Source organism: Nonlabens ponticola (genome assembly GCF_003966335.1).
Classification (GTDB): domain Bacteria; phylum Bacteroidota; class Bacteroidia; order Flavobacteriales; family Flavobacteriaceae; genus Nonlabens; species Nonlabens ponticola.
On sequence record NZ_CP034549.1, the window covers coordinates 2,733,418 to 2,757,162 of the forward strand.

Annotated in this window: 32 protein-coding genes; 7 read left to right on the forward strand and 25 right to left on the reverse strand. The window is 39.9% G+C overall.

Annotation, left to right across the window (positions count from 1 at the left end; all coding sequences use genetic code 11):
* Nucleotides 1-3: 3 nt before the first annotated feature.
* The 24 genes from rplO to rpsL all read right to left on the reverse strand — a co-directional run bounded on the left by rplO (nucleotide 4) and on the right by rpsL (nucleotide 12,176).
* Entirely contained in the window at nucleotides 4-456 is a 453-nt protein-coding gene (rplO, locus tag EJ995_RS12380) for a 50S ribosomal protein L15 (RefSeq protein WP_126448697.1), read from the reverse strand.
* 9 nt (nucleotides 457-465) lie between these two features.
* Nucleotides 466-645 carry a 50S ribosomal protein L30 gene (gene rpmD, locus EJ995_RS12385; protein ID WP_126448698.1) on the reverse strand — a complete coding sequence of 60 codons (180 nt, stop codon included), beginning with the start codon at nucleotides 643-645 and terminating at the stop codon, nucleotides 466-468.
* 5 nt (nucleotides 646-650) lie between these two features.
* Complete coding sequence (gene rpsE, locus EJ995_RS12390) at nucleotides 651-1,175, reverse strand: 30S ribosomal protein S5 (RefSeq protein ID WP_126448699.1); 525 nt, start codon at nucleotides 1,173-1,175, stop codon at nucleotides 651-653.
* Between the two features lie 18 nt (nucleotides 1,176-1,193).
* Nucleotides 1,194-1,541: a 50S ribosomal protein L18 gene (gene rplR / locus EJ995_RS12395; RefSeq protein WP_126448700.1), complete on the reverse strand. Its 348-nt coding sequence runs from the start codon at nucleotides 1,539-1,541 to the stop codon at nucleotides 1,194-1,196.
* Between the two features lie 9 nt (nucleotides 1,542-1,550).
* A complete protein-coding gene (rplF, locus tag EJ995_RS12400) occupies nucleotides 1,551-2,093 on the reverse strand; it encodes a 50S ribosomal protein L6 (protein ID WP_126448701.1) in 543 nt (180 codons plus the stop codon).
* Between the two features lie 10 nt (nucleotides 2,094-2,103).
* Complete coding sequence (gene rpsH / locus EJ995_RS12405; RefSeq protein ID WP_126448702.1) at nucleotides 2,104-2,502, reverse strand: 30S ribosomal protein S8; 399 nt, start codon at nucleotides 2,500-2,502, stop codon at nucleotides 2,104-2,106.
* A 25-nt stretch (nucleotides 2,503-2,527) separates the two neighbouring features.
* Nucleotides 2,528-2,797, reverse strand: coding sequence for a 30S ribosomal protein S14 (gene rpsN, locus EJ995_RS12410; protein ID WP_126448703.1), 270 nt, complete (start codon nucleotides 2,795-2,797; stop codon nucleotides 2,528-2,530).
* Nucleotides 2,798-2,799: 2 nt separating this feature from the next.
* On the reverse strand, nucleotides 2,800-3,351 hold the full coding sequence (rplE, locus tag EJ995_RS12415) for a 50S ribosomal protein L5 (RefSeq protein WP_126448704.1): 552 nt from the start codon (nucleotides 3,349-3,351) through the stop codon (nucleotides 2,800-2,802).
* 2 nt (nucleotides 3,352-3,353) lie between these two features.
* Nucleotides 3,354-3,665: a 50S ribosomal protein L24 gene (rplX, locus tag EJ995_RS12420; protein ID WP_126448705.1), complete on the reverse strand. Its 312-nt coding sequence runs from the start codon at nucleotides 3,663-3,665 to the stop codon at nucleotides 3,354-3,356.
* An 8-nt stretch (nucleotides 3,666-3,673) separates the two neighbouring features.
* Nucleotides 3,674-4,042: a 50S ribosomal protein L14 gene (rplN, locus tag EJ995_RS12425; protein ID WP_126448706.1), complete on the reverse strand. Its 369-nt coding sequence runs from the start codon at nucleotides 4,040-4,042 to the stop codon at nucleotides 3,674-3,676.
* The gene (gene rpsQ, locus EJ995_RS12430; RefSeq protein ID WP_126448707.1) at nucleotides 4,042-4,299 is read right to left on the reverse strand and encodes a 30S ribosomal protein S17; all 258 of its coding nucleotides are present in this window, start codon (nucleotides 4,297-4,299) and stop codon (nucleotides 4,042-4,044) included. Before rpsQ ends, rplN begins: the two co-directional genes overlap by 1 nt.
* 11 nt (nucleotides 4,300-4,310) lie before the next feature.
* Complete coding sequence (gene rpmC, locus EJ995_RS12435) at nucleotides 4,311-4,493, reverse strand: 50S ribosomal protein L29 (protein ID WP_126448708.1); 183 nt, start codon at nucleotides 4,491-4,493, stop codon at nucleotides 4,311-4,313.
* A gap of 6 nt (nucleotides 4,494-4,499) precedes the next feature.
* The gene (gene rplP, locus EJ995_RS12440; protein ID WP_090754397.1) at nucleotides 4,500-4,919 is read right to left on the reverse strand and encodes a 50S ribosomal protein L16; all 420 of its coding nucleotides are present in this window, start codon (nucleotides 4,917-4,919) and stop codon (nucleotides 4,500-4,502) included.
* A gap of 9 nt (nucleotides 4,920-4,928) precedes the next feature.
* Nucleotides 4,929-5,648: a 30S ribosomal protein S3 gene (gene rpsC, locus EJ995_RS12445; RefSeq protein WP_126448709.1), complete on the reverse strand. Its 720-nt coding sequence runs from the start codon at nucleotides 5,646-5,648 to the stop codon at nucleotides 4,929-4,931.
* Between the two features lie 7 nt (nucleotides 5,649-5,655).
* Nucleotides 5,656-6,063 carry a 50S ribosomal protein L22 gene (rplV, locus tag EJ995_RS12450; protein WP_126448710.1) on the reverse strand — a complete coding sequence of 136 codons (408 nt, stop codon included), beginning with the start codon at nucleotides 6,061-6,063 and terminating at the stop codon, nucleotides 5,656-5,658.
* 3 nt (nucleotides 6,064-6,066) lie between these two features.
* Nucleotides 6,067-6,345 carry a 30S ribosomal protein S19 gene (gene rpsS, locus EJ995_RS12455; RefSeq protein ID WP_041494981.1) on the reverse strand — a complete coding sequence of 93 codons (279 nt, stop codon included), beginning with the start codon at nucleotides 6,343-6,345 and terminating at the stop codon, nucleotides 6,067-6,069.
* A gap of 3 nt (nucleotides 6,346-6,348) precedes the next feature.
* A complete protein-coding gene (gene rplB, locus EJ995_RS12460) occupies nucleotides 6,349-7,173 on the reverse strand; it encodes a 50S ribosomal protein L2 (RefSeq protein ID WP_126448711.1) in 825 nt (274 codons plus the stop codon).
* Between the two features lie 11 nt (nucleotides 7,174-7,184).
* Nucleotides 7,185-7,475, reverse strand: a complete 291-nt coding sequence (gene rplW / locus EJ995_RS12465; RefSeq protein WP_126448712.1) for a 50S ribosomal protein L23 — start codon at nucleotides 7,473-7,475, stop codon at nucleotides 7,185-7,187.
* Between the two features lie 3 nt (nucleotides 7,476-7,478).
* Entirely contained in the window at nucleotides 7,479-8,108 is a 630-nt protein-coding gene (gene rplD / locus EJ995_RS12470; RefSeq protein ID WP_126448713.1) for a 50S ribosomal protein L4, read from the reverse strand.
* Nucleotides 8,108-8,725, reverse strand: coding sequence for a 50S ribosomal protein L3 (rplC, locus tag EJ995_RS12475; protein WP_126448714.1), 618 nt, complete (start codon nucleotides 8,723-8,725; stop codon nucleotides 8,108-8,110). Before rplC ends, rplD begins: the two co-directional genes overlap by 1 nt.
* Before the next feature lie 75 nt (nucleotides 8,726-8,800).
* Nucleotides 8,801-9,106 (reverse strand): 30S ribosomal protein S10, encoded by a 306-nt coding sequence (gene rpsJ / locus EJ995_RS12480; protein WP_041494987.1) that lies wholly within the window; start codon nucleotides 9,104-9,106, stop codon nucleotides 8,801-8,803.
* A 10-nt stretch (nucleotides 9,107-9,116) separates the two neighbouring features.
* Nucleotides 9,117-11,258, reverse strand: a complete 2,142-nt coding sequence (gene fusA, locus EJ995_RS12485) for an elongation factor G (RefSeq protein WP_126448715.1) — start codon at nucleotides 11,256-11,258, stop codon at nucleotides 9,117-9,119.
* Between the two features lie 3 nt (nucleotides 11,259-11,261).
* Nucleotides 11,262-11,738: a 30S ribosomal protein S7 gene (rpsG, locus tag EJ995_RS12490; protein ID WP_126448716.1), complete on the reverse strand. Its 477-nt coding sequence runs from the start codon at nucleotides 11,736-11,738 to the stop codon at nucleotides 11,262-11,264.
* A 63-nt stretch (nucleotides 11,739-11,801) separates the two neighbouring features.
* Nucleotides 11,802-12,176, reverse strand: coding sequence for a 30S ribosomal protein S12 (rpsL, locus tag EJ995_RS12495; protein ID WP_055412060.1), 375 nt, complete (start codon nucleotides 12,174-12,176; stop codon nucleotides 11,802-11,804).
* A 188-nt stretch (nucleotides 12,177-12,364) separates the two neighbouring features.
* On the opposite strand from rpsL, the gene EJ995_RS12500 reads away from it, so the two are divergent.
* The 7 genes from EJ995_RS12500 (at nucleotide 12,365) to rlmB (ending at nucleotide 23,072) form a co-directional block, all read left to right on the forward strand.
* Entirely contained in the window at nucleotides 12,365-14,005 is a 1,641-nt protein-coding gene (locus EJ995_RS12500; protein WP_164549919.1) for a BamA/TamA family outer membrane protein, read from the forward strand.
* A 116-nt stretch (nucleotides 14,006-14,121) separates the two neighbouring features.
* A complete protein-coding gene (locus tag EJ995_RS12505; RefSeq protein ID WP_126448718.1) occupies nucleotides 14,122-17,157 on the forward strand; it encodes a SusC/RagA family TonB-linked outer membrane protein in 3,036 nt (1,011 codons plus the stop codon).
* Between the two features lie 15 nt (nucleotides 17,158-17,172).
* Nucleotides 17,173-18,777: a RagB/SusD family nutrient uptake outer membrane protein gene (locus tag EJ995_RS12510; protein WP_126448719.1), complete on the forward strand. Its 1,605-nt coding sequence runs from the start codon at nucleotides 17,173-17,175 to the stop codon at nucleotides 18,775-18,777.
* Between the two features lie 21 nt (nucleotides 18,778-18,798).
* Nucleotides 18,799-19,641 (forward strand): hypothetical protein, encoded by an 843-nt coding sequence (locus tag EJ995_RS12515; RefSeq protein ID WP_126448720.1) that lies wholly within the window; start codon nucleotides 18,799-18,801, stop codon nucleotides 19,639-19,641.
* Nucleotides 19,642-19,757: 116 nt separating this feature from the next.
* Nucleotides 19,758-21,362 (forward strand): RagB/SusD family nutrient uptake outer membrane protein, encoded by a 1,605-nt coding sequence (locus EJ995_RS12520; protein ID WP_126448719.1) that lies wholly within the window; start codon nucleotides 19,758-19,760, stop codon nucleotides 21,360-21,362.
* Between the two features lie 21 nt (nucleotides 21,363-21,383).
* The gene (locus EJ995_RS12525; protein ID WP_126448721.1) at nucleotides 21,384-22,226 is read left to right on the forward strand and encodes a hypothetical protein; all 843 of its coding nucleotides are present in this window, start codon (nucleotides 21,384-21,386) and stop codon (nucleotides 22,224-22,226) included.
* A 111-nt stretch (nucleotides 22,227-22,337) separates the two neighbouring features.
* Nucleotides 22,338-23,072, forward strand: coding sequence for a 23S rRNA (guanosine(2251)-2'-O)-methyltransferase RlmB (gene rlmB, locus EJ995_RS12530; RefSeq protein WP_126448722.1), 735 nt, complete (start codon nucleotides 22,338-22,340; stop codon nucleotides 23,070-23,072).
* Between the two features lie 3 nt (nucleotides 23,073-23,075).
* Here the strand turns inward: rlmB and EJ995_RS12535 are convergent, their stop codons facing one another.
* Nucleotides 23,076-23,627, reverse strand: coding sequence for a rhomboid family intramembrane serine protease (locus tag EJ995_RS12535; RefSeq protein WP_164549920.1), 552 nt, complete (start codon nucleotides 23,625-23,627; stop codon nucleotides 23,076-23,078).
* Nucleotides 23,628-23,745 lie beyond the last annotated feature (118 nt).

Here is a 23,745-nt window from a genome sequence, read left to right on the forward strand (position 1 = left end):
CTTTTATGCAGTTTGTGCTTTGCCACCTGCTTTTTCTATTGCAGCTTTCGCGGAAGCGGTAAACTTATGAGCTGTAATGGTAAGTGAACTAGTTACTTCACCACGACCCAAAATCTTAACAAGATCATTTTTACCTACTAATCTCTCACTAATAAGGTCTTCAATAGTAATCGTTTCATTCAACCTTCCTTCAGCATGATATGCCTGTAAAGTATCTAGGTTGATACCTTGATAATCCTTACGATTGATATTGGTAAAACCGAATTTAGGTACTCGACGTTGCAAAGGCATTTGACCACCTTCAAAACCTAGTTTTTTAGAATAACCAGATCTTGACTTGGCACCTTTATGTCCACGTGTTGCAGTACCACCTTTACCTGATCCTTGACCACGGCCAATGATTTTGGCAGATTTTTTTACTGACCCTTCTGCAGGTTTTAAATTTTCTAAACTCATGATGTGATATTATGCTTTCTCCACAGAGATTAAGTGAGACACCTTAGCAATCATTCCCATAACAGCAGGAGAATCATCATGCTCTACAACTTGGTTCATCTTACGCAAACCTAGCGCCTCTAATGTTTTCTTTTGTCTTGCTGTGCGATTAATCGCACTGCGAACTTTCTTTACGTGTAATTTTGCCATCTTGATTATCCGTTAAATACTTTGTCAATAGAAACTCCACGTTGTTTTGCTACGGTAGCTGCATTTCTCAATTGCAATAACGCATCAAATGTAGCCTTTACCACATTATGTGGATTTGAAGAACCTTGGTTTTTTGACAGTACGTCATGCACTCCTACAGCTTCAAGCACCGCGCGAATTGGTCCACCAGCAATAACTCCTGTACCAGCAGATGCAGGCAGCAATAGTACTCTGGCACCACCAAATTTACCTTTTTGCTCGTGTGGTATACTTCCTTTTTGTAGCGGTATGCGTACTAGATTCTTCTTAGCATCTTCCACGGCCTTAGAAATTGCCTCAGAGACTTCTTTGGACTTACCTAAACCATGACCTACTACACCATTCTCATCACCTACAACTACTATTGCAGAGAATCCAAATGCACGACCACCTTTAGTAACCTTAGTAACACGTTGTACACCTACAAGACGATCTTTAAGATCAAGTCCACCTGGCTTAACAGTTTCTACGTTTTTATACTTTTGATACATTGTCTGTATTATTTCTTATTAAAATTTCAAGCCTCCTTCACGAGCTCCTTCAGCTAAAGAAGATACTCTACCATGATACAAATAACCACCACGATCAAAAGATACCTCAGTAACGCCAGCAGCGATAGCTTTTTCAGCCACCTTTTGACCTACTAGTTTTGAGACTTCCTTCTTAGGAGCATCTGACTTCAACTCTCTTGAACTAGCTGAAGCGATAGTAACACCATCAATATCATTAATTACCTGAACGTAAATCTCTTTATTACTTCTATAAACCGAAAGTCTTGGTCTTGCAGATGTACCAGAAACGACTTTTCTGATTCTACGACGTACTTTATTTCTTCTTGCGGACTTTGAAAATGCCATAACTTATAATTATGCTGATTTACCAGCTTTTCTTCTTAATATCTCACCGACAAACTTCACACCTTTTCCTTTGTAAGGTTCTGGCTTGCGGAAGCCTCTAATCTTTGCAGCGACTTGTCCAACAAGCTGCTTGTCAAATGAAGTTAACTTAACAACTGGGTTTTTTCCTTTTTCGCTTATCGTTTCCACCTTTACTTCAGGCGCAATATCTAAAACGATGTTATGAGAAAACCCTAATGCCAAATCTAATTTTTGACCTTGGTTTGAGGCACGGTATCCTACCCCAACAAGCTCTAACTGCTTAGTCCATCCTTCTGACACTCCTAGAACCATGTTCTGAAGCAATGATCTATAAAGACCATGCTTGGCTCTGTGATCTTTAGAATCAGATGGACGAGTAACAACTAATTGATCTTCCTCTACCTCGATAGAAACATCTGAGTAAGATTGTGTAAGTGTTCCCAACTTACCTTCTACCTTGATTTCTGAATCGGTAACATTTACCTTAACTCCTGAAGGAATTGATACCGGATTATTTCCTATTCTAGACATTTCTTAATTTTTAATATACGTAACATAAGACCTCACCACCTACATTCTCAGAACGAGCTTGCTTGTCAGTCATAACACCACGAGATGTAGATATTATAGCTATACCCAAACCGTTCAAAATACGTGGTAGCTCCTTTGATCCAGCGTACTTTCTCAAACCTGGCTTTGATAGTCTTTGAATATCTTTTATTACTGACTCCTTAGTATCGCGGTCATATTTCAAAGCAATCTTGATGATGTCCTGTGCAGAACTATCAACAAATTTATAGCTAAGAATGTAACCTTGATCAAAAAGAATCTTTGTGATTTCTTTCTTAACCTTACTTGCAGGAATCTCAACGACGCGGTGATTAGCACGCACAGCGTTGCGTATTCTTGTTAAATAATCTGCTATTGGATCTGTATTCATAATCTATTCTTTGTCGCCGTTAGGATTACCAACTAGCTTTTTTAACACCTGGTATTAAACCTTGATTAGCCATTTGTCTGAACATCACACGTGATATTCCAAACTGACGCATGTAACCTTTAGGACGGCCAGTAAGTTTACATCTATTATGTCTTCTAACTGGACTAGCATTCTTAGGAAGCTTCTGAAGTGCTTCATAGTCACCAGCTTCTTTCAAAGCTTTGCGCTTTTCAGCATACTTTTCTACAAGTGCCTCTCTTTTGCGCTCACGCGCTTTCATTGATTCTTTTGCCATTCCTAATTCTTTTTAAATGGTAAACCAAGTTCCGTTAACAAGGACTTAGCCTCTTTATCTGTTTCAGCATTGGTTACGAACGTAATATCCATTCCCGATATCTTATTGACCTTATCGATGTTTATCTCAGGAAAAATAATTTGCTCTACAATACCTAAGTTGTAATTTCCTCTACCATCAAAACCAGTAGCCTTAATACCTTGAAAATCACGTACGCGAGGTAAGGCGACAGTTACTAGACGATCAAGAAATTCATACATTCTTTCACCTCTCAATGTAACCTTAGCGCCGATAGGCATACCCTTACGTAGCTTAAATGAAGCAACGTCCTTTTTGGACATCGTTGCCACGGCTTTTTGACCAGTGATTGCTGTAAGCTCTTCGATTGCATAATCAATCAACTTCTTATCAGCAACAGCAGCACCAACACCTCGACTCAAGACTATTTTCTCAAGCTTTGGTATTTCCATTACATTAGAATAACCGAATTCATCCTTTAATGAATCCATTACTCGTTCTTTATATTCCGTCTTTAGTCTTGGTATATACGACATGACTATATTGTTTCTTTAGTAGATCTTGCGACACGCACTTTCTTGCCATCGTTGATGTCATAACCTACACGAGTAGATTTACCATTGCCATCAATTAGAGCAAGATTTGAGATATGCAATGCAGCCTCTTTCTCTTTAATTCCTCCTTGTGGATTAGTTGCACTAGGCTTCTCATGTTTAGAAACAAGATTAACACCTTCAACTATCGCTTTAGATTTATCTGTGATAATTTTCTGAACCTTACCCTCAGCACCTTTATTGGCACCAGCAATAACTCTCACAGTATCTCCAGATTTGATTTTATACTTTCCCATAACTTTTTCTACAGCACCTCAGGTGCTAATGAAACTATTTTCATGAATTGCTTATCACGCAGCTCACGAGCTACTGGCCCAAAAACACGGGTACCTCTCATATCAGATGTAGGATTCAATAAAACACAAGCATTATCATCAAATCTAATATAAGAACCATCAGCACGACGTACTTCTTTACGAGTACGAACAACTACAGCGGTTGACACAGCTCCTTTTTTAATGTTTCCGTTAGGAGTTACCTCCTTAACAGAAACAACAATCTTATCTCCAACTGAAGCATAACGACGTTTAGTACCACCTAACACACGGATGCAAAGAACTTCTTTGGCACCAGTATTATCAGCAACTTTTAATCTTGATTCCTGTTGTACCATTACTTAGCTCTTTCTAAAATTTCTACTAATCTCCAATTCTTAGTTTTACTCAACGGACGAGTCTCCATGATGCGTACGGTATCACCCTCATTGCAGTCATTTTTCTCATCATGAGCTACGTACTTTTTAGTGTTCAAAACGAACTTACCGTACATAGGGTGCTTTTGACGCTTAACTTCAGCAACAACGATGCTTTTATCCATCTTGTTACTTCTTACCACGCCGATACGCTCTTTTCTTAAATTTCTTTCCTCCATGATAATACCTATTATGAATTATTGATCGCTGTTTTCAAACGAGCAATAGTCTTTCTCAACTTTGTTATTTGTGAAGGATTCTCAAGTGGCGACACAACGTGTGTTCTTTTAAGATCTGTATAAGCTCTTTGAGACTCTGCCAACTTATCTGACAGTTCTGCTTGAGAGTAACCCTTTACTTCTGATTGTTTCATAGCTTCTTACTCTTGATAGTCGCGTGCGACAATGAATTTTGTTTTAACTGGTAGTTTTTGAGCTGCTAGACGCAAAGCTTCTTGAGCGGTCGCCAAAGGCACACCAGAAACTTCAAACAATATTCTACCCGGCTTAACTACAGCTGCCCAATATTCCACAGCACCTTTACCTTTACCCATACGTACTTCAAGTGGCTTCTTAGTAATAGGTTTGTCTGGAAATATTTTGATCCACAATGAGCCTTCACGCTTCATGAAACGAGTAGCAGCAATACGAGCCGCCTCGATCTGACGTGAATTAATAAACTCAGAATCCAATGATTTGATTCCAAAAGTTCCGTAAGCTAGCTGATTACCTCTACCAGAATCACCTTTCATGCGACCCTTTTGCTGCTTTCTAAATTTAGTTTTTCTAGGTTGTAACATTACTAGCTATTATTTTCTACGACGTCTATTACCACCTCTTGATGGAGCGCCACTTTGTTTACCTTTACTCTTTGCAAGTCCAGCTAAAGGAGACAATTCTCTTTTACCATAAACCTCACCTTTCATTATCCAAACTTTCACGCCAATTCTACCATAGGTAGTATGAGCCTCTACCAATGCATAATCAATATCTGCTCTAAAAGTTGAAAGAGGAATTCTTCCATCTTTGTAAGATTCAGATCTTGCCATCTCAGCACCATTCAATCTACCAGAAATTTGGATTTTGATTCCTTCTGCATTCATTCGCATCGCAGCGGCGATGGCCATCTTGATCGCACGTCTGTAAGATATACGATTCTCAATCTGACGCGCAACACTAGCACCAACTAGGTGAGCATCAAGTTCCGGACGTTTGATCTCATGAATATTGATCTGAACATCTTTACTCGTAATTTTTTTGAGCTCTTCTTTAAGTCTATCTACTTCTTGACCACCTTTACCAATAATAATACCTGGTCTTGCGGTAGTAATAGTAATAGTTACGAGTTTAAGAGTACGTTCAATGATGACTCTGGAAACACTAGCCTTGGAAAGACGTGCATGAATATATCTGCGTATCTTATCATCCTCGGCAAGTTTATCACCATAGTCGTTACCACCGTACCAGTTAGATTCCCAACCTCTGATAATACCTAATCGATTTCCTATTGGATTTGTCTTTTGTCCCATATTCTAATTAGCTATTCTGTTGGTTAGACTCTCCTAAAACAAGAGTAACGTGATTTGATCTTTTTCTAATACGGTGCGCACGTCCTTGAGGTGCTGGACGCAACCTCTTCAACATTGTACCACCGTCTACTCTAATTTCTTTAATAAATAAACCAGCATCTGCAACATCTCCTTCTTCATTTTTTGCCTGCCAGTTAGCTACTGCACTAAGTACAAGTTTATCTAATCTTCTCGCTGCTTCCTTAGAAGAGAATTTAAGGATGTTCAAAGCATCTTCTACTTTTTTACCGCGAATAACATCGGCAACTAATCTCATCTTGCGAGGAGATGTAGGACAATTATTCAACTTAGCAAAAGCTATGTTTCTTCTCTCTTCCTTCAAGCGTTCTGCTGATTGTTTCTTACGAACTCCCATAGCTTATTTCTTTCCTTTATTTTTAGCGGCTGCATGTCCACGATAAGATCTAGTTGGTGAAAATTCACCAAGTTTATGACCTACCATGTTTTCAGTTACATATACAGGAACGAATTGTCGTCCATTATGAACTGCAATCGTCTGACCAACAAAATCTGGCGTAATCATAGATGCACGAGACCATGTTTTTATTACCGTTTTCTTACCTGACTCAACATTTTGAGCCACCTTAGATTCCAACTTATGAAATACATAAGGTCCTTTTTTTAATGAACGAGCCATAATTTATTTCTTTCTACGTTCTAAAATATATTGAGTACTAGCCTTGTTAAGATCTCTCGTTCTGAAACCTTTTGCAGGTATACCATTACGTGATCTTGGGTGTCCACCTGATGCACGACCTTCACCACCACCCATTGGGTGATCAACAGGATTCATCGCTACAGGTCTTGTACGTGGACGACGACCTAACCATCTACTGCGACCAGCTTTACCACCAACAACAAGTTGATGATCACTATTACTAATTGCACCGATCGTTGCTAAACATTCTTGTAAAATCAACCTAGTTTCTCCAGATGGCATCTTTATAGTTGCATACTTACCATCCCTCGCCATCAGTTGAGCAAAAGAACCAGCACTGCGCGCAATAACGGCACCTTGACCCGGACGTAACTCAATACAACTAATAATAGACCCTAAAGGAATATTAGCAAGTTTCATAGCATTACCTACTTCAGGAGCTGTGCTATCGTTCGAAACGATATTCTGTCCTACCTGCAGACCGTTCTGTGCGATAACATAACGCTTCTCACCATCCTGGTAATTGACCAATGCGATGAAAGCGGTACGATTAGGATCGTACTCAATGGTAGATACCGTTGCCGGCACACCTTGCTTATCACGCTTAAAGTCTATGATGCGGTAGCGACGTTTGTGTCCACCACCTTTGTAACGCATAGTCATACGACCCGTCGCGTTACGACCTCCAGAGCGTTTCTTAGGAGCCAAAAGGCTCTTCTCAGGCTTATCAGTAGTAATGGCATCATAGCCATTTACTACTCTAAAACGCTGCCCGGGAGTTACTGGTTTTAATTTTCTTACTGACATTATTGTCTTAATTATAGATTGCTATAAAGGTCGATACTATCACCGTCCTTAAGTTGTACAAACGCTTTTTTACGAGCCGCTGTTTTACCAACTTGCATTCCTGATTTAGTGTACTTTGATTTACGATTAATGCGAGTATTCATGGTTCTAACTTTAAGAACCGTCACGCCGTAAACCTCTTCTACTTCTTTTTTGATCTGTACTTTGTTTGCCTTAGGAGACACTTCAAAACCATATCTATTCAACAACTCACTATCGCTCGTTGCTTTCTCGGTAATTATTGGTTTAATTAAAATGCTCATGACTTATTTACTTAGATTTTGCTGAATTCCGTCGAGTGAACCTTCTAGCATCACAACATTATTAGCATGTAATATCTTGTAAGTGCTTAATTCTGAGTGAGTTACAACATCAGTACCCTTCAAATTTCGCGAAGACAAATATACATTATTATTTGATCCACCCAACACAAACAATGTTTTTTTATCATTAAGTCCTAAATCGCTTAAAACCTGAATGAAATTCTTTGTTTTAGGAGCCTCAAAATTGAAGTCCTCCACTACGTGCAAAGCTCCTTCAGAAGCCTTTTGACTTAAAGCACTTTTACGCGCCAATCTTTTCTGAGCCTTGTTGAGTTTAAAACGATAATCACGTGGTACTGGACCAAAGATTCTACCACCACCTCTAAATACTGGAGACTTTATAGAACCAGCACGAGCTGTACCCGTACCTTTTTGTTTCTTGATCTTTCTTGTACTACCAACAATCTCTGCACGCTGCTTTGCTTTGTGCGTTCCTTGTCGTTGATTTGCTAGGTATTGCTTTACATCCAGATAGATGGCATGCTCACTAGGCTCTATTCCAAAAACATCGTCAGACAATTCTACCTGACGTCCTGTTTCTTTTCCTTTGATGTCTAATACTGCTACCTTCATTATTTCTGAACGATTACATAAGAGTTCTTGTGTCCTGGAATTGCTCCCTTAACTACAAGTATATTTTGCTCAGGTACAACCTTGAGCACTCTTAAATTTTGAACTTTTACTTTTTCATTACCCATCTGGCCCGCCATGCGCATTCCTTTGAATACTCTCGCAGGATATGACGCAGCACCGATAGAACCAGGAGCTCTCAAACGATTATGTTGACCGTGGGTCGCTTGACCTACACCACCAAAACCGTGACGCTTAACAACACCTTGAAATCCTTTACCTTTTGATGTACCAGACACATCGACAAATTCACCTTCAGCAAACATATCAACAGTGATGGTATCACCTAATTTGTACTCCTCATCAAAACTCTTGAACTCAGCAACTTTTCTCTTGACAGCAGTACCAGCTTTTTTAAAGTGCCCTTGAGCAGCTTTTGAAGCATTCTTGTCTGATTTGTCATCGAAACCTAGTTGCAGCGCGGCATAACCGTCTGTATCTTCAGTTCTGACTTGGGTAACGACACATGGTCCAGCTTGAATGACAGTACATGGAAGATTTTTTCCATTCTCGTCATAAATGCTAGTCATGCCAATCTTTTTTCCTATTAACCCAGACATAATTTATTATTTGATTTAATTCTATTTGTTACGCTTTCGCGAAAGCGTGATATACATTATCCGTAATAAAGGTAATTACACCTTAATCTCTACTTCAACACCACTAGGTAGTTCTAATTTCATCAACGCATCTATCGTTTTTGAAGAAGAACTGTAAATATCCAATAGTCTCTTGTACGAGCTCAATTCAAATTGCTCACGAGATTTCTTGTTAACGTGTGGTGATCTCAGTACAGTAAAGATCTTCTTGTGTGTTGGTAAAGGAATAGGTCCCGTAACAACAGCTCCTGTACTCTTAACGGTCTTAACAATCTTTTCAGCAGATTTATCTACCAGCATGTAATCGTAAGACTTTAACTTGATTCTGATTTTTTGACTCATCTCTTGAAAATTAGTTGTTACCTTTTGTTGCAGCAATTACTTCTTCACTGATATTAGAAGGTGTTTCTGCATAGTGTGAAAACTCCATAGTTGACGTTGCACGACCTGAGGACAATGTCCTAAGCGTTGTAACATATCCGAACATTTCAGAAAGAGGAACTTCAGCTTTAACCACCTTGGCTCCAGCTCTATCACCCATATCATTAACTTGACCACGACGTCTGTTCAAATCACCCACGATATCACCCATATTCTCTTCTGGAGTGATAACCTCTACTTTCATAATAGGTTCAAGGATGACGGCACCAGCAGCTTTAGATGCAGCCTTGTATCCCATTTTTGCAGCAAGCTCAAATGATAATGCGTCAGAATCTACTGGGTGAAAAGAACCATCATTAAGTGTGATTCTCATACTATCCATCTCAAATCCAGCTAGTGGACCATTGGTCATTGCTTCTCTAAAACCTTTCTCGATTGCAGGGATAAATTCCTTAGGAATGTTACCACCTTTAATCTTGTTTTCAAATTGAAGACCTTCTTCTACTTTTCCTTCTTCATTTTCATGAGCAGGCTCCATAGTAAAGACGATATCTCCAAATTTACCACGTCCACCCGATTGCTTTTTGTAAGTTTCACGGTGATCAGCGGCTCTTGTAATAGCTTCTTTGTATTCAACTTGTGGAGCACCTTGGTTCAACTCTACCTTGAACTCACGACGCATACGGTCAACAATAATATCAAGGTGTAGTTCGCCCATTCCCGAAATGATCGTCTGGCCAGAAGCCTCATCAGTTCTTACTTGGAACGTTGGATCCTCTTCTGCAAGTTTTGCAAGAGCCATACCCATTTTGTCAACATCTGCCTTTGTCTTAGGCTCTACTGCGATACCAATTACTGGATCAGGGAAATCCATGCTCTCAAGAACAATTGGATTCTTTTCATCAGTCATTGTATCACCAGTCTTAATATCCTTAAAACCTACCGCAGCTCCAATATCTCCAGCCTCGATAAAATCGATAGCATTTTGCTTATTTGAGTGCATCTGATAAATACGAGAGATACGCTCTTTCTTACCTGAACGATTGTTCAAAATATAAGAACCTGCGTCCAATCGACCAGAATAAGCACGGAAGAATGCTAGACGACCCACAAAAGGATCAGTAGCAATCTTAAATGCTAGCGCTGCAAAAGGAGCACTCACATCTGGCTTGCGCAATTCTTGCTCTCCAGTATCTGGATTAGTACCCACAATACCTTCTTTATCTGTAGGAGCTGGCAAATAGCGACATACTGCATCTAGTAGGAACTGAACACCTTTATTTTTAAATGCAGATCCACAAATCATAGGAATGATGGACATGTCCATAACCGCAGCACGCAGTGCAGCATGCACTTCGTCCTCGGTAATTGAGTCCTCATCCTCCATGAATTTCTCAAGAAGATTCTCATCATATCCAGCTACTTCCTCGATAAGCAGTGCGCGATATTTTCTCGCTTCTGCCTTCATATCTTCAGGAATGTCAATCACATCAAAAGTGGATCCTTGAGTCTCATCATGCCATACAATTGCACGGTTCTTAACAAGGTCAATAATTCCTTTGAAATCAGCCTCGTCACCTATATTAAGTACAATAGGCACAGCATTTGACTTCAACATATCTTTCACCTGCTGACAAACAGCAAGAAAGTTTGAACCTTGACGGTCCATTTTATTCACAAAACCTATACGTGGGACCTTGTAATTGTCTGCAAGTCTCCAGTTAGTCTCAGACTGTGGCTCTACACCATCAACTGCACTAAATAGGAATACAAGACCATCAAGTACACGTAATGATCTGTTTACCTCTACGGTAAAGTCTACGTGACCAGGTGTGTCAATAATATTAAAGTGGTAGTCCTTAGTCTCAGGTAATGGCTTTGCATTCTCCATCGGGAACTTCCAAGTACATGTTGTAGCTGCAGATGTAATGGTGATACCACGTTCCTGCTCTTGCTCCATCCAGTCCATAGTCGCAGCACCATCGTGCACCTCACCAATCTTGTGACTTACACCAGTATAGTAAAGAATACGCTCTGTAGTAGTGGTTTTACCAGCATCAATGTGCGCAGCAATACCAATATTTCTAGTATATTTTAAATCTCTTTGTGCCATTTTTTAGAATCTAAAGTGTGAGAATGCCTTGTTCGCCTCTGCCATCTTGTGGGTATCTGTCTTTTTCTTTACCGCAGCACCTTCTTCCTTAGCCGCGGCAAGAACTTCTGCAGCAAGCTTTTGTGAGAATGACTTCTCATTACGCTTTCTAGAATAGCTTATCAACCACTTCATAGCAGTAGAAATCTTTCTATCTGGACGTATTTGCATTGGGATTTGAAAAGTAGCACCACCAACACGGCGACTGCGTACTTCTACGTGAGGCATCACGTTAGAAAGAGCTTCCTTCCATATCTCTAGGGAATTTTTCTCCTCATCTTGATTTTTCTCTTCTACGATATCCATTGCATCATAAAAGATTTTAAAAGCTACTGACTTCTTACCGTGCAACATCATCATGTTGACAAAGCGAGTCACTAATTGATCATTAAAACGCGGATCTGGAAGGATCGGGCGTTTTTTTGCCTGTCTTTTTCTCATTTCTTCTCTTTGAGTTTGTTATTAAAGCTTACTCACCGTAAAAAGTGAGCACTCTTAAAAATTTTACTTCTTAGGGCGTTTTGCACCATACTTAGACCTACGTTGTGTACGATCTGCAACACCAGCGGTGTCCAGCGCGCCACGCACGATGTGATATCTAACTCCTGGTAAATCTTTAACCCTACCACCTCTAACCAATACTATCGAGTGTTCTTGTAGATTGTGTCCTTCTCCTGGGATGTATGCATTTACCTCCTTACCATTGGTAAGTCTCACACGCGCGACCTTTCTCATTGCTGAGTTAGGCTTCTTAGGCGTTGTAGTGTAAACACGAGTACATACTCCACGACGTTGAGGACAAGAATCTAGAGCAGCCGATTTACTCTTCTTGGTTATTTTGGATCTTCCTTTACGTACTAATTGTGAAATCGTTGGCATATTGTTTTACGCTAATAAATTAATCCCCTATTTTAGGGTCGGCAAAGGTATAAAACTTATTTGCTTATTCAAATCTCATTCTCAAGTTTTTACGAGATATTTTTCCTGATGCAAGATTTCCTTCATTTTGAGCGTTGCCATCTCAACAGTTTTCACAACGTACCATGAGGCATTCCTTAACCTTCATAATGCTATCTATATTACTATTGAGTGTCAATGGTCAAACCAGCATCTTAAAACTGGAGATTTTGAAATCAGCAAGTTCACCAGAGGCGAATACTTCTATCGTCATCAAGAAAAATTCCTATGAAGAAATCCTTGAATCTTCTGACTCTATATATAAGGACTACCTAGAGAAAGGGTTTTTCTCTTCGAATAGAAGCAATATTAGAGTTGTTGACAGTAACGTTTTTGCTCAGAGAATCTATTTAGAAAAAAGATTCTACTCTATCTATCTAGAAGAATCAAACAAAGATGCAGATGAGATGGTGGTGAGTCAGCTTTCGCGAAAGCGTAAACATTTTAATTCTCTGGAACAATTCAAACAGTATTTGAACCTTGAACAAAAATTATTGCAAGATGAAGGTTACCCATTTGCCAAGGTAAGTCTTGAAAAACTCGATCTGCTATCCAAAACAGATACTGCGGTTGCCTTTATTAATGTGAACAAAAATGAAGCTAGAACTTTAAATAGAATTATAGTCAAGGGCTACCCAGGATATCCAAAGGGTCTAACGAAAAAAATGCTGCGCAAAACAACGGCGTACAACCCTAAGTCAATTAATAGAATATTGAATGTAGTAGAAAACACTCCTTATATAAAGACTACTAGACAGCCCGAGGCGTTATTTAAAAAAGACAGCACACTGCTTTATTTATACCTTGAACGCGTGAAAAGCAATCAAGCAGATGGGCTGATAGCATTTAACAACAACGATGAGGATAGACTGGAACTTACAGGATACCTGCAGGCCAATCTTCTCAACAACTTTAATCTGGGTGAATCTATCGCCTTTGAATATCGCAATGCAGATGGTGATCAGTCAATTCTTGATCTTGCTGCCACAGTACCCTATGTTCTACTTTCTTCTATAGGAATAGATGGACGTCTTAACATTACCAGACGTGATTCAACCTATCAGAATAGCACCATCTCTATAGGAGCCAAGTATCCTATTGCACCACAAATTAACATAGGATTGAGCTATTTAAATAAGACATCAAATGCTACCACACCAATTGCCGGCGAGAATCGTAATGAAGATTTCAATGTGAACGGCGTGAGCCTATCAAGTAACTATGTAAGACCTCGTAATAACTTGTTGCAACCTATAAATCTCAATGCAACCATCACCGCCACAATACAGACAAGGGATGGTGAATTGGTTAAGGATGACCAACTAATGATACATGGGGAAATCAATAAAGTATCTAAGCTAAGTCCCAGGCTCTTTATTATGAATAGACTGAATGGTTTCTACCTTGAAACAGATAATCTGCAATTCAACGAGCTCACCCAAATAGGTGGTCAACAATCTATCAGAGGTTTTAATGTGAATAGCATAGATACGTCTGCTTTCTTGAGCACTCAAAGTGAGCTTAGATATGTATTGAATGATCAAATTTACCTGCACACCATTGCCGACGCAGGTGTATTTAATGAATTCACCTCAAGAAATTCGCAATATTTATACTCAATTGGTGCAGGATTAGCAATTTTAACAAAAGCTGGTGTTTTGAGAATATCAGCTAGCAACGGCAGGTTTGTTGACGCTAAAGACGCGGTTTCCAGCACAATAGCTGACATAAATCTTCTCGTTAGATTTTGAAATGTTACCAGATTGTTAAGTATTCTTAAAATAAACTTGAAAAACATTTTTTAAAAGTTGTTTTATTAACTGTTTTTTGGCACTTTTGGCGTTGGCTAATTCAAATAAATCTAAACATGAAAACAAAATTAAATGGAATCTTAACACTATTTCTAGTGTTAGTTGTGCAAGTAGCTTTTGCACAGCAAACAGTTACCGGTAAGGTAATTGACGCGAGCGGCGAACCCATACTGGGCGCAACTGTTCTCGTACGTGGTAGCTCAAACGCTACTACTACTGATTTTGATGGTAACTATTCTATCCAGGCTAACGCTACAGATGTGCTATCATTCTCATTCTCAGGATACGATTCTAAGAATGTAACAGTTGGCAATCAAACAACTATAAATGTTACCCTATCTGCTTCTCTTGAAGCTGTAGTAGTAACAGGATATCGTACTACTACAGCGCCTCGTAGTAATGTAGCTAGTACAACAATATCAGCTGAAAAGATTGAAAATAGGCCTAACGCTTCTTTCGTTCAAACCTTAAGTGGTCAAGTAGCTGGTTTGAACATTACCACTGGTAGTGGTCAACCTGGCGCTAACAGTTTGGTTCAAATACGTGGTGTCAACTCTATTAATGGTAATACAGAGCCATTATTTATTATAGATGGTGCTCCTGTTGATGAAGATAACTTTAGATCTCTTAACCCACAGGATATTGCTTCGATATCTGTACTTAAAGATGCTGGTGCTACTGCAATCTACGGTAACCGTGGTGCAAATGGTGTAATCATCATAAAAACTAAAGCTGGTGGATTTGAGCAACCATTGTCTATAAGAACTAGTAGTATTTTATCATACACGACTCTTCCTGACAATGACTACAATCTTTATGACGCTGCTGGATATTTGAGACTTGAGAGAGAATTTGGCGTAGGTCGTGGTGCTGGTAGAGCAACAGGTGGTGTACCATTAACGGATGCTGAGATTGATGCAGCAGAAAGTACGGACTGGCTAGATGTATTCTTTAGAACTGGTGTTACTAAAAATAATACGGTAAGCTTAAGTAGTGGTGGTAAGAAAACTACTCAATACACAAGTTTAGGTTACTTTGAGCAGGATGGTATTCTTGTGCAGTCAAGTCTACAGCGTTTCAACTTTAGAAACAATATGACTGGAAGAAGTGAAAATGATAAGTTTAACTACGCTTCTAATTTCACTGCTAACTACTCAACTAATGATGAGCCTAACTCTATTGGTAGTGGTGCGGTTAACAGAAACTACTTACTAGGAGCAAACTCTAGTTTGCCTTACTTACTTGTTTCTGACTATACACCAGGTGAAGGTGGTAGCCTAGCGCCTCTTTTGAGAAACGCGCCATTGTTCCTTCTAGACCGTCTAGAAACTTATACTCGTAAAGAGGAAGAAATCAAGCTTATTGGTTCATTCACTGCTTCATGGGAATTTGCAAAAAACTTGACAGCTAGATCTGTCTCTGGTGCAGATTATCAAAATGTTATATTGACTAGAAGCGAAGGACCTACATCTTTTAACTCTGTTTTCTTTGCCGAAACCGGTGAAGATTTGCCTGGTACACAAGACCAGCAGACTACTAGACAATTTACATTTAATCAAACTACATCGTTGAATTACAACAATACGTGGGGTAAACACTCTCTAGATGTTGGACTATTTACTGAATATTTTAAGGCGCACCTTAGAACATTTGGTTTCCGTCAGCAAGGATTGGATCCTAGAACCTTCTCTCCTGGTGATGGGTCTGGTTTCGTAGGATTTGATAGAGGACTTGGTTTATACGATGATATTGCAAATGCTAACATATTGAATGCAGGTTTATTTTCATACTTTGGATCAGCTGACTACGATTATGACAGCAAATACGGTTTAGGTCTCGCCTATCGTAGAGATGCCTCTTACCGTTTTGCACAGAGTAATCGTTACGCTACCTTCTACTCCATTTCTGGTAGATGGAACATTGGTAAAGAAGACTTTATGGATGACTCCGTATTTGATGCATTGAAATTAAGAGCATCTTACGGTACGTCTGGTAATCAACGTATAACAGGCCCTGGGTATTTTTCAGGAAATAATCTTACACGTGACCTTTATGCAACTGCACCAACTTACGGTGGACAACAAGCGCTTACTCTATTCACCCCAGGTGGTATAGCCGGTGTTATAGCGAATCCATTCCTAGAATGGGAAACTGTAGCTCAAGCAAACGTTGGTATCGATTTTGAAATATTTGATAGTAGATTGAGAGGTTCTATCGATGGTTACATCAAGAAAACTGAATCCCTGTTCCAAAACACGCCAACGTCTGCGTTAGTAGGAACTTTTGGTTTGAGTGCGAACACGGGTAGTCTGTATAATAGAGGTTTTGATTTTGAATTATACTATGATGTGATTAGAGGTCAAGAAAATGGAGACTTTGAACTTGATGTGTTTGTAAACGGTAACTTCAACAAAACCGAATTGGAGGACATTCCTTCTGAAGCTGGATTCATTCCTGGTATTGGACAGAACGGTGGTAGATTGTTTGAGTACTATGCAGTAAGACAAGTAGGTGTAAATCCAGCGAATGGTGAGCTTCTTTTCTTAGACGCAGATGGAAATCTAACGGAGTCACCTAATGTTGAATCTGACCGTGTATTCCTAGACAAGAACATCATTCCAGAATTTCAAGGTGGATTTGGTCTTAACGCAAGTTTCAAAGGATTTTATGTTCAATCTCAATTCAACTATGTAGTAGGTGTTGATAGATTTGACGGTGACCTTGCTGGATTCCAGGATGAGGATGACATAGGTCAATTCAATTTATCTAGAGACCTTGAGCGTGCATGGACACCTGATAACAGAATTACTGACATTCCTTCATTAAATGCTACAAATCTTAACCTGGATAATACAGACAGATACTTGAGAGAAGCAGATTACCTAAGAATGAGATTCTTATCATTAGGATATAACTTCCAACCTCAGATGCTTGAAAAAGCAGGTTTGAATAGTCTAAATATCTTTGTTAATGCTGAAAACCTTGTGACTTTCACTAAGTGGAGAGGATTTGATGTAGAAGCAAGAGATAACGGATCGAGAGGTTACCCTACCCCAAAGATCATCTCACTAGGTGTTGAAATAGGAATCTAAAAATTATAAAACAAAATGAAAAACTATAAATTATTAATATTAGGTTTCCTAGGCCTTGCCGTACTTACTGCAAGTTGTGAGGATGCCATTGACATTATACAGCCAGGAGAACTACCTGCTGAGAACGCTGTATTGAATCTTGACGATTTAGAGAGTGTAACTATCGCAACTTATGCCTTGCTAGATCTCTCAGGAGAGATAGGTTGGACATCAGCCTTTACCGATGAGATTACAAGAGCACTCTCATGGGGTGGACAGTGGAATCAAGAACTGGATTTTCAACTTGATGCTGCAAGTGCAGCCTCAAGTGAATTCTGGCTCACTAACTATAGAACGATCAATCAGGTGAACAGATCCCTCGTACAGGCAGAGACCTTGAGAGAAACTGTATTAGGTGGTTCTGATGACGATGATGATTCTGACGATGATGATGATGACGATGACGTAGATTTTGATGATGACAGGTATAATGACCTAGTCGCTCAACTGAGAGTTTTAAGAGCTTACTCTTACTTCCAGTTGCTAAACTTCTACTCTACTGACTTGATGGACGACAGCGCCTTGGGTGTGCCGCTCATTGACTTTGTTCCTGAACTTGACGTACAACTATTGAGAAGTACTAACGGCGAAGTATTTGGTCTTATAGAGTCTGACCTTGATTATGCCGATGAGAATCTTCAAACTGAATTTAGTACGACCTTTATCAGTACAGATATGGTACAAGCCCTAAGAGCTCGTATCGCTAATGAAAGAGGTGACTATGAAGAAGCTGAAGATCTAGCTACTGAACTTCTTGACATCTACGGTCTTGCTGATTCAGATGACTATCCTAGCATCTTTACCGACGCAAGCAATGAAGAAATCATCTTTAAGCTGGAAAGAGCTAACGGTGGTGGCGCTCCTTATGATCAACAAGGTGCTACTGGTAGCGCTTTTGCTGGTGGATGGGTTGGAGCCAACTATGCTTTTGGTGGACCTGGTCGTGGTGGATCTCCTTACATGGAGGTGGATCGTAACCTTTTCAACCTAGTCAACAATGAAGATGATACTAGTGAGGATGTACGTCGTGGATTGATCATCGATGAGGCAACTTCTCTCATTGATGAAGATTTCCCTGATGTAGGATTTGATTACCGTGAATCTGACCAATTGATCGTTAACAAGTATAGAGGATCAGAAGGACAGCCACTCATGAATGACATCAAAGTATTCAGATCTTCTGAGATGTTGTTTATCGCTGCTGAGGCACACGTAGCTCAAGGTGAGCTTGACGATGCTGAAGAGTTGATAGAAGATCTTCTTGATGCAAGGATTGATGACTTTGACGATGACGGAGCTGACCTATTTGAGGCTGATGTAGAATTTGACGATGCAGAAGAAGCTTATCAAGTGATCCTTGAGCAAAGACGTATCGAACTGGCTTTTGAAGGACACAGATGGAAAGACATCAAAAGATTGGGACAAAGAGCAAACAGAGGTGTTGATAGAAACCCTCTAGACTGCGAATTCAATGGTGCATGTACTTTATCGCCTGACAGCTTTAAATTCACTTTGCCTCTACCAATCGCAGAATTTAATGCTAACCCAGGTATCAGAGAACAACAAAACCCTGGTTACTAATCCTAAAATAAAATTAATACAATGAAAAAATATCTAATACTTGGCGCACTAGCCATCACAAGCCTAATAGGCTGTGACAAGGATGACGAGCTAAGGGTCTTTGACGCTGAGGGCGGACAGACACTTATAGGCTTTGTCAACGAATCAGAAGATCTAAGAATCGTTGAAAACGGAACTGGAACTCTAAGAATTCCAGTAAATGTTAGCACCGTTTCTGATCAGGATAGAACTTTCAACATCTCACTCAACGATGATTCTGATGCTCTTGAAGACTCTTATGACCTGCCGGATACCTTTACCGTACCAGCTGGTGAGTACACAGGCTTTATTGAGATCAATGGAGTGGATGAGGATGTAGAGGTAGATCCTAGAGGTATCATCATTGACCTTGTTGGAAATGGTGACGATGTAGTTGTAGAAGATGATAACAGCCAGGTGGTCGTTAGAGTATTCCAAGTGTGTCCGGTACCTGAAGACTACCTTGTGGGTAGTTACTCATTTGAAAATGGTGTTACCGTGACTGGACCAACCTTTGGAGATCAAAACTTCAATGAAGGTGATGTTGAGATAACTATAGGCCCTGCTGAGACCCAGCGTACCTTCACTAGACAACTGCTTCCTGCAAATGGTGGCAACATGCAAAGTGTGGTTATCGATCTAGGTTGTGAAAGCGCTCTTAGGTTTGGTACAACACTAGCCACTGGTTTTACTAACCTAATCTACGTACCAAATCCAAATAGCACCGCTACTTACGATCTGGATGACGATGAGGAGTTCACCGTTGACTACATAGAGAACCCTAACAATGCTTTTGCTCCTACTTCTGGAGTAGCAACGTTTGAAATTGAAAAAAATGATGACTAGGTAACAACCTCAAATCATTACACAATCAAGCCCTTGATATCATCAAGGGCTTTTTTATTGATTCAAACGCAACCTTTATGACAATCACGCATCTATAAGGAAATAAACCTTTAAAAATGAAAAACTATAAATTATTAATATTAGGTTTCCTAGGCCTTGCCGTACTTACTGCAAGTTGTGAGGATGCCATTGACATTATACAGCCAGGAGAACTACCTGCTGAGAACGCTGTATTGAATCTTGACGATTTAGAGAGTGTAACTATCGCAACTTATGCCTTGCTAGATCTCTCAGGAGAGATAGGTTGGACATCAGCCTTTACCGATGAGATTACAAGAGCACTCTCATGGGGTGGACAGTGGAATCAAGAACTGGATTTTCAACTTGATGCTGCAAGTGCAGCCTCAAGTGAATTCTGGCTCACTAACTATAGAACGATCAATCAGGTGAACAGATCCCTCGTACAGGCAGAGACCTTGAGAGAAACTGTATTAGGTGGTTCTGATGACGATGATGATTCTGACGATGATGATGATGACGATGACGTAGATTTTGATGATGACAGGTATAATGACCTAGTCGCTCAACTGAGAGTTTTAAGAGCTTACTCTTACTTCCAGTTGCTAAACTTCTACTCTACTGACTTGATGGACGACAGCGCCTTGGGTGTGCCGCTCATTGACTTTGTTCCTGAACTTGACGTACAACTATTGAGAAGTACTAACGGCGAAGTATTTGGTCTTATAGAGTCTGACCTTGATTATGCCGATGAGAATCTTCAAACTGAATTTAGTACGACCTTTATCAGTACAGATATGGTACAAGCCCTAAGAGCTCGTATCGCTAATGAAAGAGGTGACTATGAAGAAGCTGAAGATCTAGCTACTGAACTTCTTGACATCTACGGTCTTGCTGATTCAGATGACTATCCTAGCATCTTTACCGACGCAAGCAATGAAGAAATCATCTTTAAGCTGGAAAGAGCTAACGGTGGTGGCGCTCCTTATGATCAACAAGGTGCTACTGGTAGCGCTTTTGCTGGTGGATGGGTTGGAGCCAACTATGCTTTTGGTGGACCTGGTCGTGGTGGATCTCCTTACATGGAGGTGGATCGTAACCTTTTCAACCTAGTCAACAATGAAGATGATACTAGTGAGGATGTACGTCGTGGATTGATCATCGATGAGGCAACTTCTCTCATTGATGAAGATTTCCCTGATGTAGGATTTGATTACCGTGAATCTGACCAATTGATCGTTAACAAGTATAGAGGATCAGAAGGACAGCCACTCATGAATGACATCAAAGTATTCAGATCTTCTGAGATGTTGTTTATCGCTGCTGAGGCACACGTAGCTCAAGGTGAGCTTGACGATGCTGAAGAGTTGATAGAAGATCTTCTTGATGCAAGGATTGATGACTTTGACGATGACGGAGCTGACCTATTTGAGGCTGATGTAGAATTTGACGATGCAGAAGAAGCTTATCAAGTGATCCTTGAGCAAAGACGTATCGAACTGGCTTTTGAAGGACACAGATGGAAAGACATCAAAAGATTGGGACAAAGAGCAAACAGAGGTGTTGATAGAAACCCTCTAGACTGCGAATTCAATGGTGCATGTACTTTATCGCCTGACAGCTTTAAATTCACTTTGCCTCTACCAATCGCAGAATTTAATGCTAACCCAGGTATCAGAGAACAACAAAACCCTGGTTACTAATCCTAAAATAAAATTAATACAATGAAAAAATATCTAATACTTGGCGCACTAGCCATCACAAGCCTAATAGGCTGTGACAAGGATGACGAGCTAAGGGTCTTTGACGCTGAGGGCGGACAGACACTTATAGGCTTTGTCAACGAATCAGAAGATCTAAGAATCGTTGAAAACGGAACTGGAACTCTAAGAATTCCAGTAAATGTTAGCACCGTTTCTGATCAGGATAGAACTTTCAACATCTCACTCAACGACGATTCTGATGCTCTTGAAGACTCGTATGACCTGCCGGATACCTTTACCGTACCAGCTGGTGAGTACACAGGCTTTATTGAGATCAATGGAGTGGATGAGGATGTAGAGGTAGATCCTAGAGGTATCATCATTGACCTTGTTGGAAATGGTGACGATGTAATTGTAGAAGACGATAACAGCCAGGTGGTCGTTAGAGTATTCCAAGTGTGTCCGGTACCTGAAGATTACCTTGTAGGTAGCTACTCATTTGAAAATGGGATCACCGTGACTGGACCAACCTTTGGAGATCAAAACTTCGATGAAGGTGATGTTGAGATAACTATAGGCCCTGCTGAGACCCAGCGTACCTTCACTAGACAACTGCTTCCTGCAAATGGTGGTAACGTGCAAAGTGTGGTTATCGATCTAGGTTGTGAGAGCGCTCTTAGGTTTGGTACAACACTAGCCACTGGTTTTACTAACCTAATCTACGTACCAAATCCGAATAGCACAGCTACTTATGATCTGGATGACGATGAGGAGTTCACCGTGGACTACATCGAGAACCCAAACAATGCTTTTGCTCCTACTTCTGGTGTGGCAACGTTTGAAATTGAAAAAAATGATGACTAGGTAACAACCTCAAATCATTACACAATCAAGCCCTTGATATCATCAAGGGCTTTTTTATTGATTCAAACGCAACCTTAGTATCACGATAGATACTATTCATATCTTTGCATCATGAGCAAGGAACAACAAATTCACGGACTAAGACCGATTATAGAAGCTATTGAAAATGGCGAAGAAATTTCCAAAATATACTTCCTGAAAGAAGGAAACGGTGTGCTTTTCAATGAACTCAAGCATAAAGCAAAACAAGCAAACATAGCTACTTCTTATGTTCCTGAAGAAAAGCTCTACAAACTCACAAAAGAAAACCATCAAGGCGCAGTAGCTAAATTATCACCAGTAAAGTTTGCTGACCTAGAAATCATTCTAGAAACAACTGATATGACAGCTAATCCAATATTCTTGTTACTCGATGGAATAACAGATGTTGGCAACTACGGTGCTATCATTAGAACGGCAGAATGCACCGGTGTGACAGCGATTGTGGTATCAGAAAAAGGCTCTGCTCCCATCAACGCTACGACTGTTAAGACAAGCGCTGGCGCTGTATTTAATATACCTATCTGTAAAGTAAATCACCTCAAGGATGCGATCTACCTAATGCAAGCATATGATATAGCTCTAGTTGGTGCTAATGAAAAAGCCAGTGAAAGCGTTTTTGAATCTGAACTAAATAAACCTATAGGTATTATCATGGGTAGCGAGGATCGAGGTATCAATCCATCGACCCTAAAAATTTTGGATCAGCAAATAAAACTTCCCTTAAAGGGTACCATAGGGTCACTTAATGTATCGGTTGCTTGTGGAGCGATTTTATTTGAAGCAATACGACAAAGAATGTTTTGATTACTATTCTTCTTCATCTATTAGGAATGGAGCAAAATCTCCATTCTCATCAAATTGCTGTAAAAACCAATCTTCTTGTTCTGTTCCACGTATAGTTTTTGGGATTTTAGCTTTCACTTCCAAATCGGTTGTATTTATAACCATGGCTAGTATTATGCCTGCAATCGCTCCGGCCAGATGGCCTTCCCAAGAAATAGCATTATCTATAGGGAACACATACCACACCAGCGACCCATAAAAGAAAACGACTGCAAAACTCAAAGCGACTAATTCCTTTGATTTTTTGATCACTCCTTTACTGATAAGAAAACTTGCTAAAAAATAGATCAGTCCACTCGCTCCTATATGATAAGACTCTCTACCTATAAGCCATGTCATAAATCCTGAGAGTAAAACTGCCAACATAAAAATTCTACCAGCCTCGTACCTGAAGAAATAGAACAACGCTATTCCCAAAAGTAAAATAGGTGGCGTGTTACTCCATAAGTGGTTCAAATCAGCATGTAAAAAAGGGCTGCATACGATTCCTATGAGCCCAGAAAACGCTCTAGGCATGATGCCATACTCATTGAGGTTTAAGCGGGTATGAGTATTTAGCCAGAAGCTAATCCACATCGACAATACCAATAAAACGGGTACACCATATGTGTAAATATCAAATTTATAACTTCGG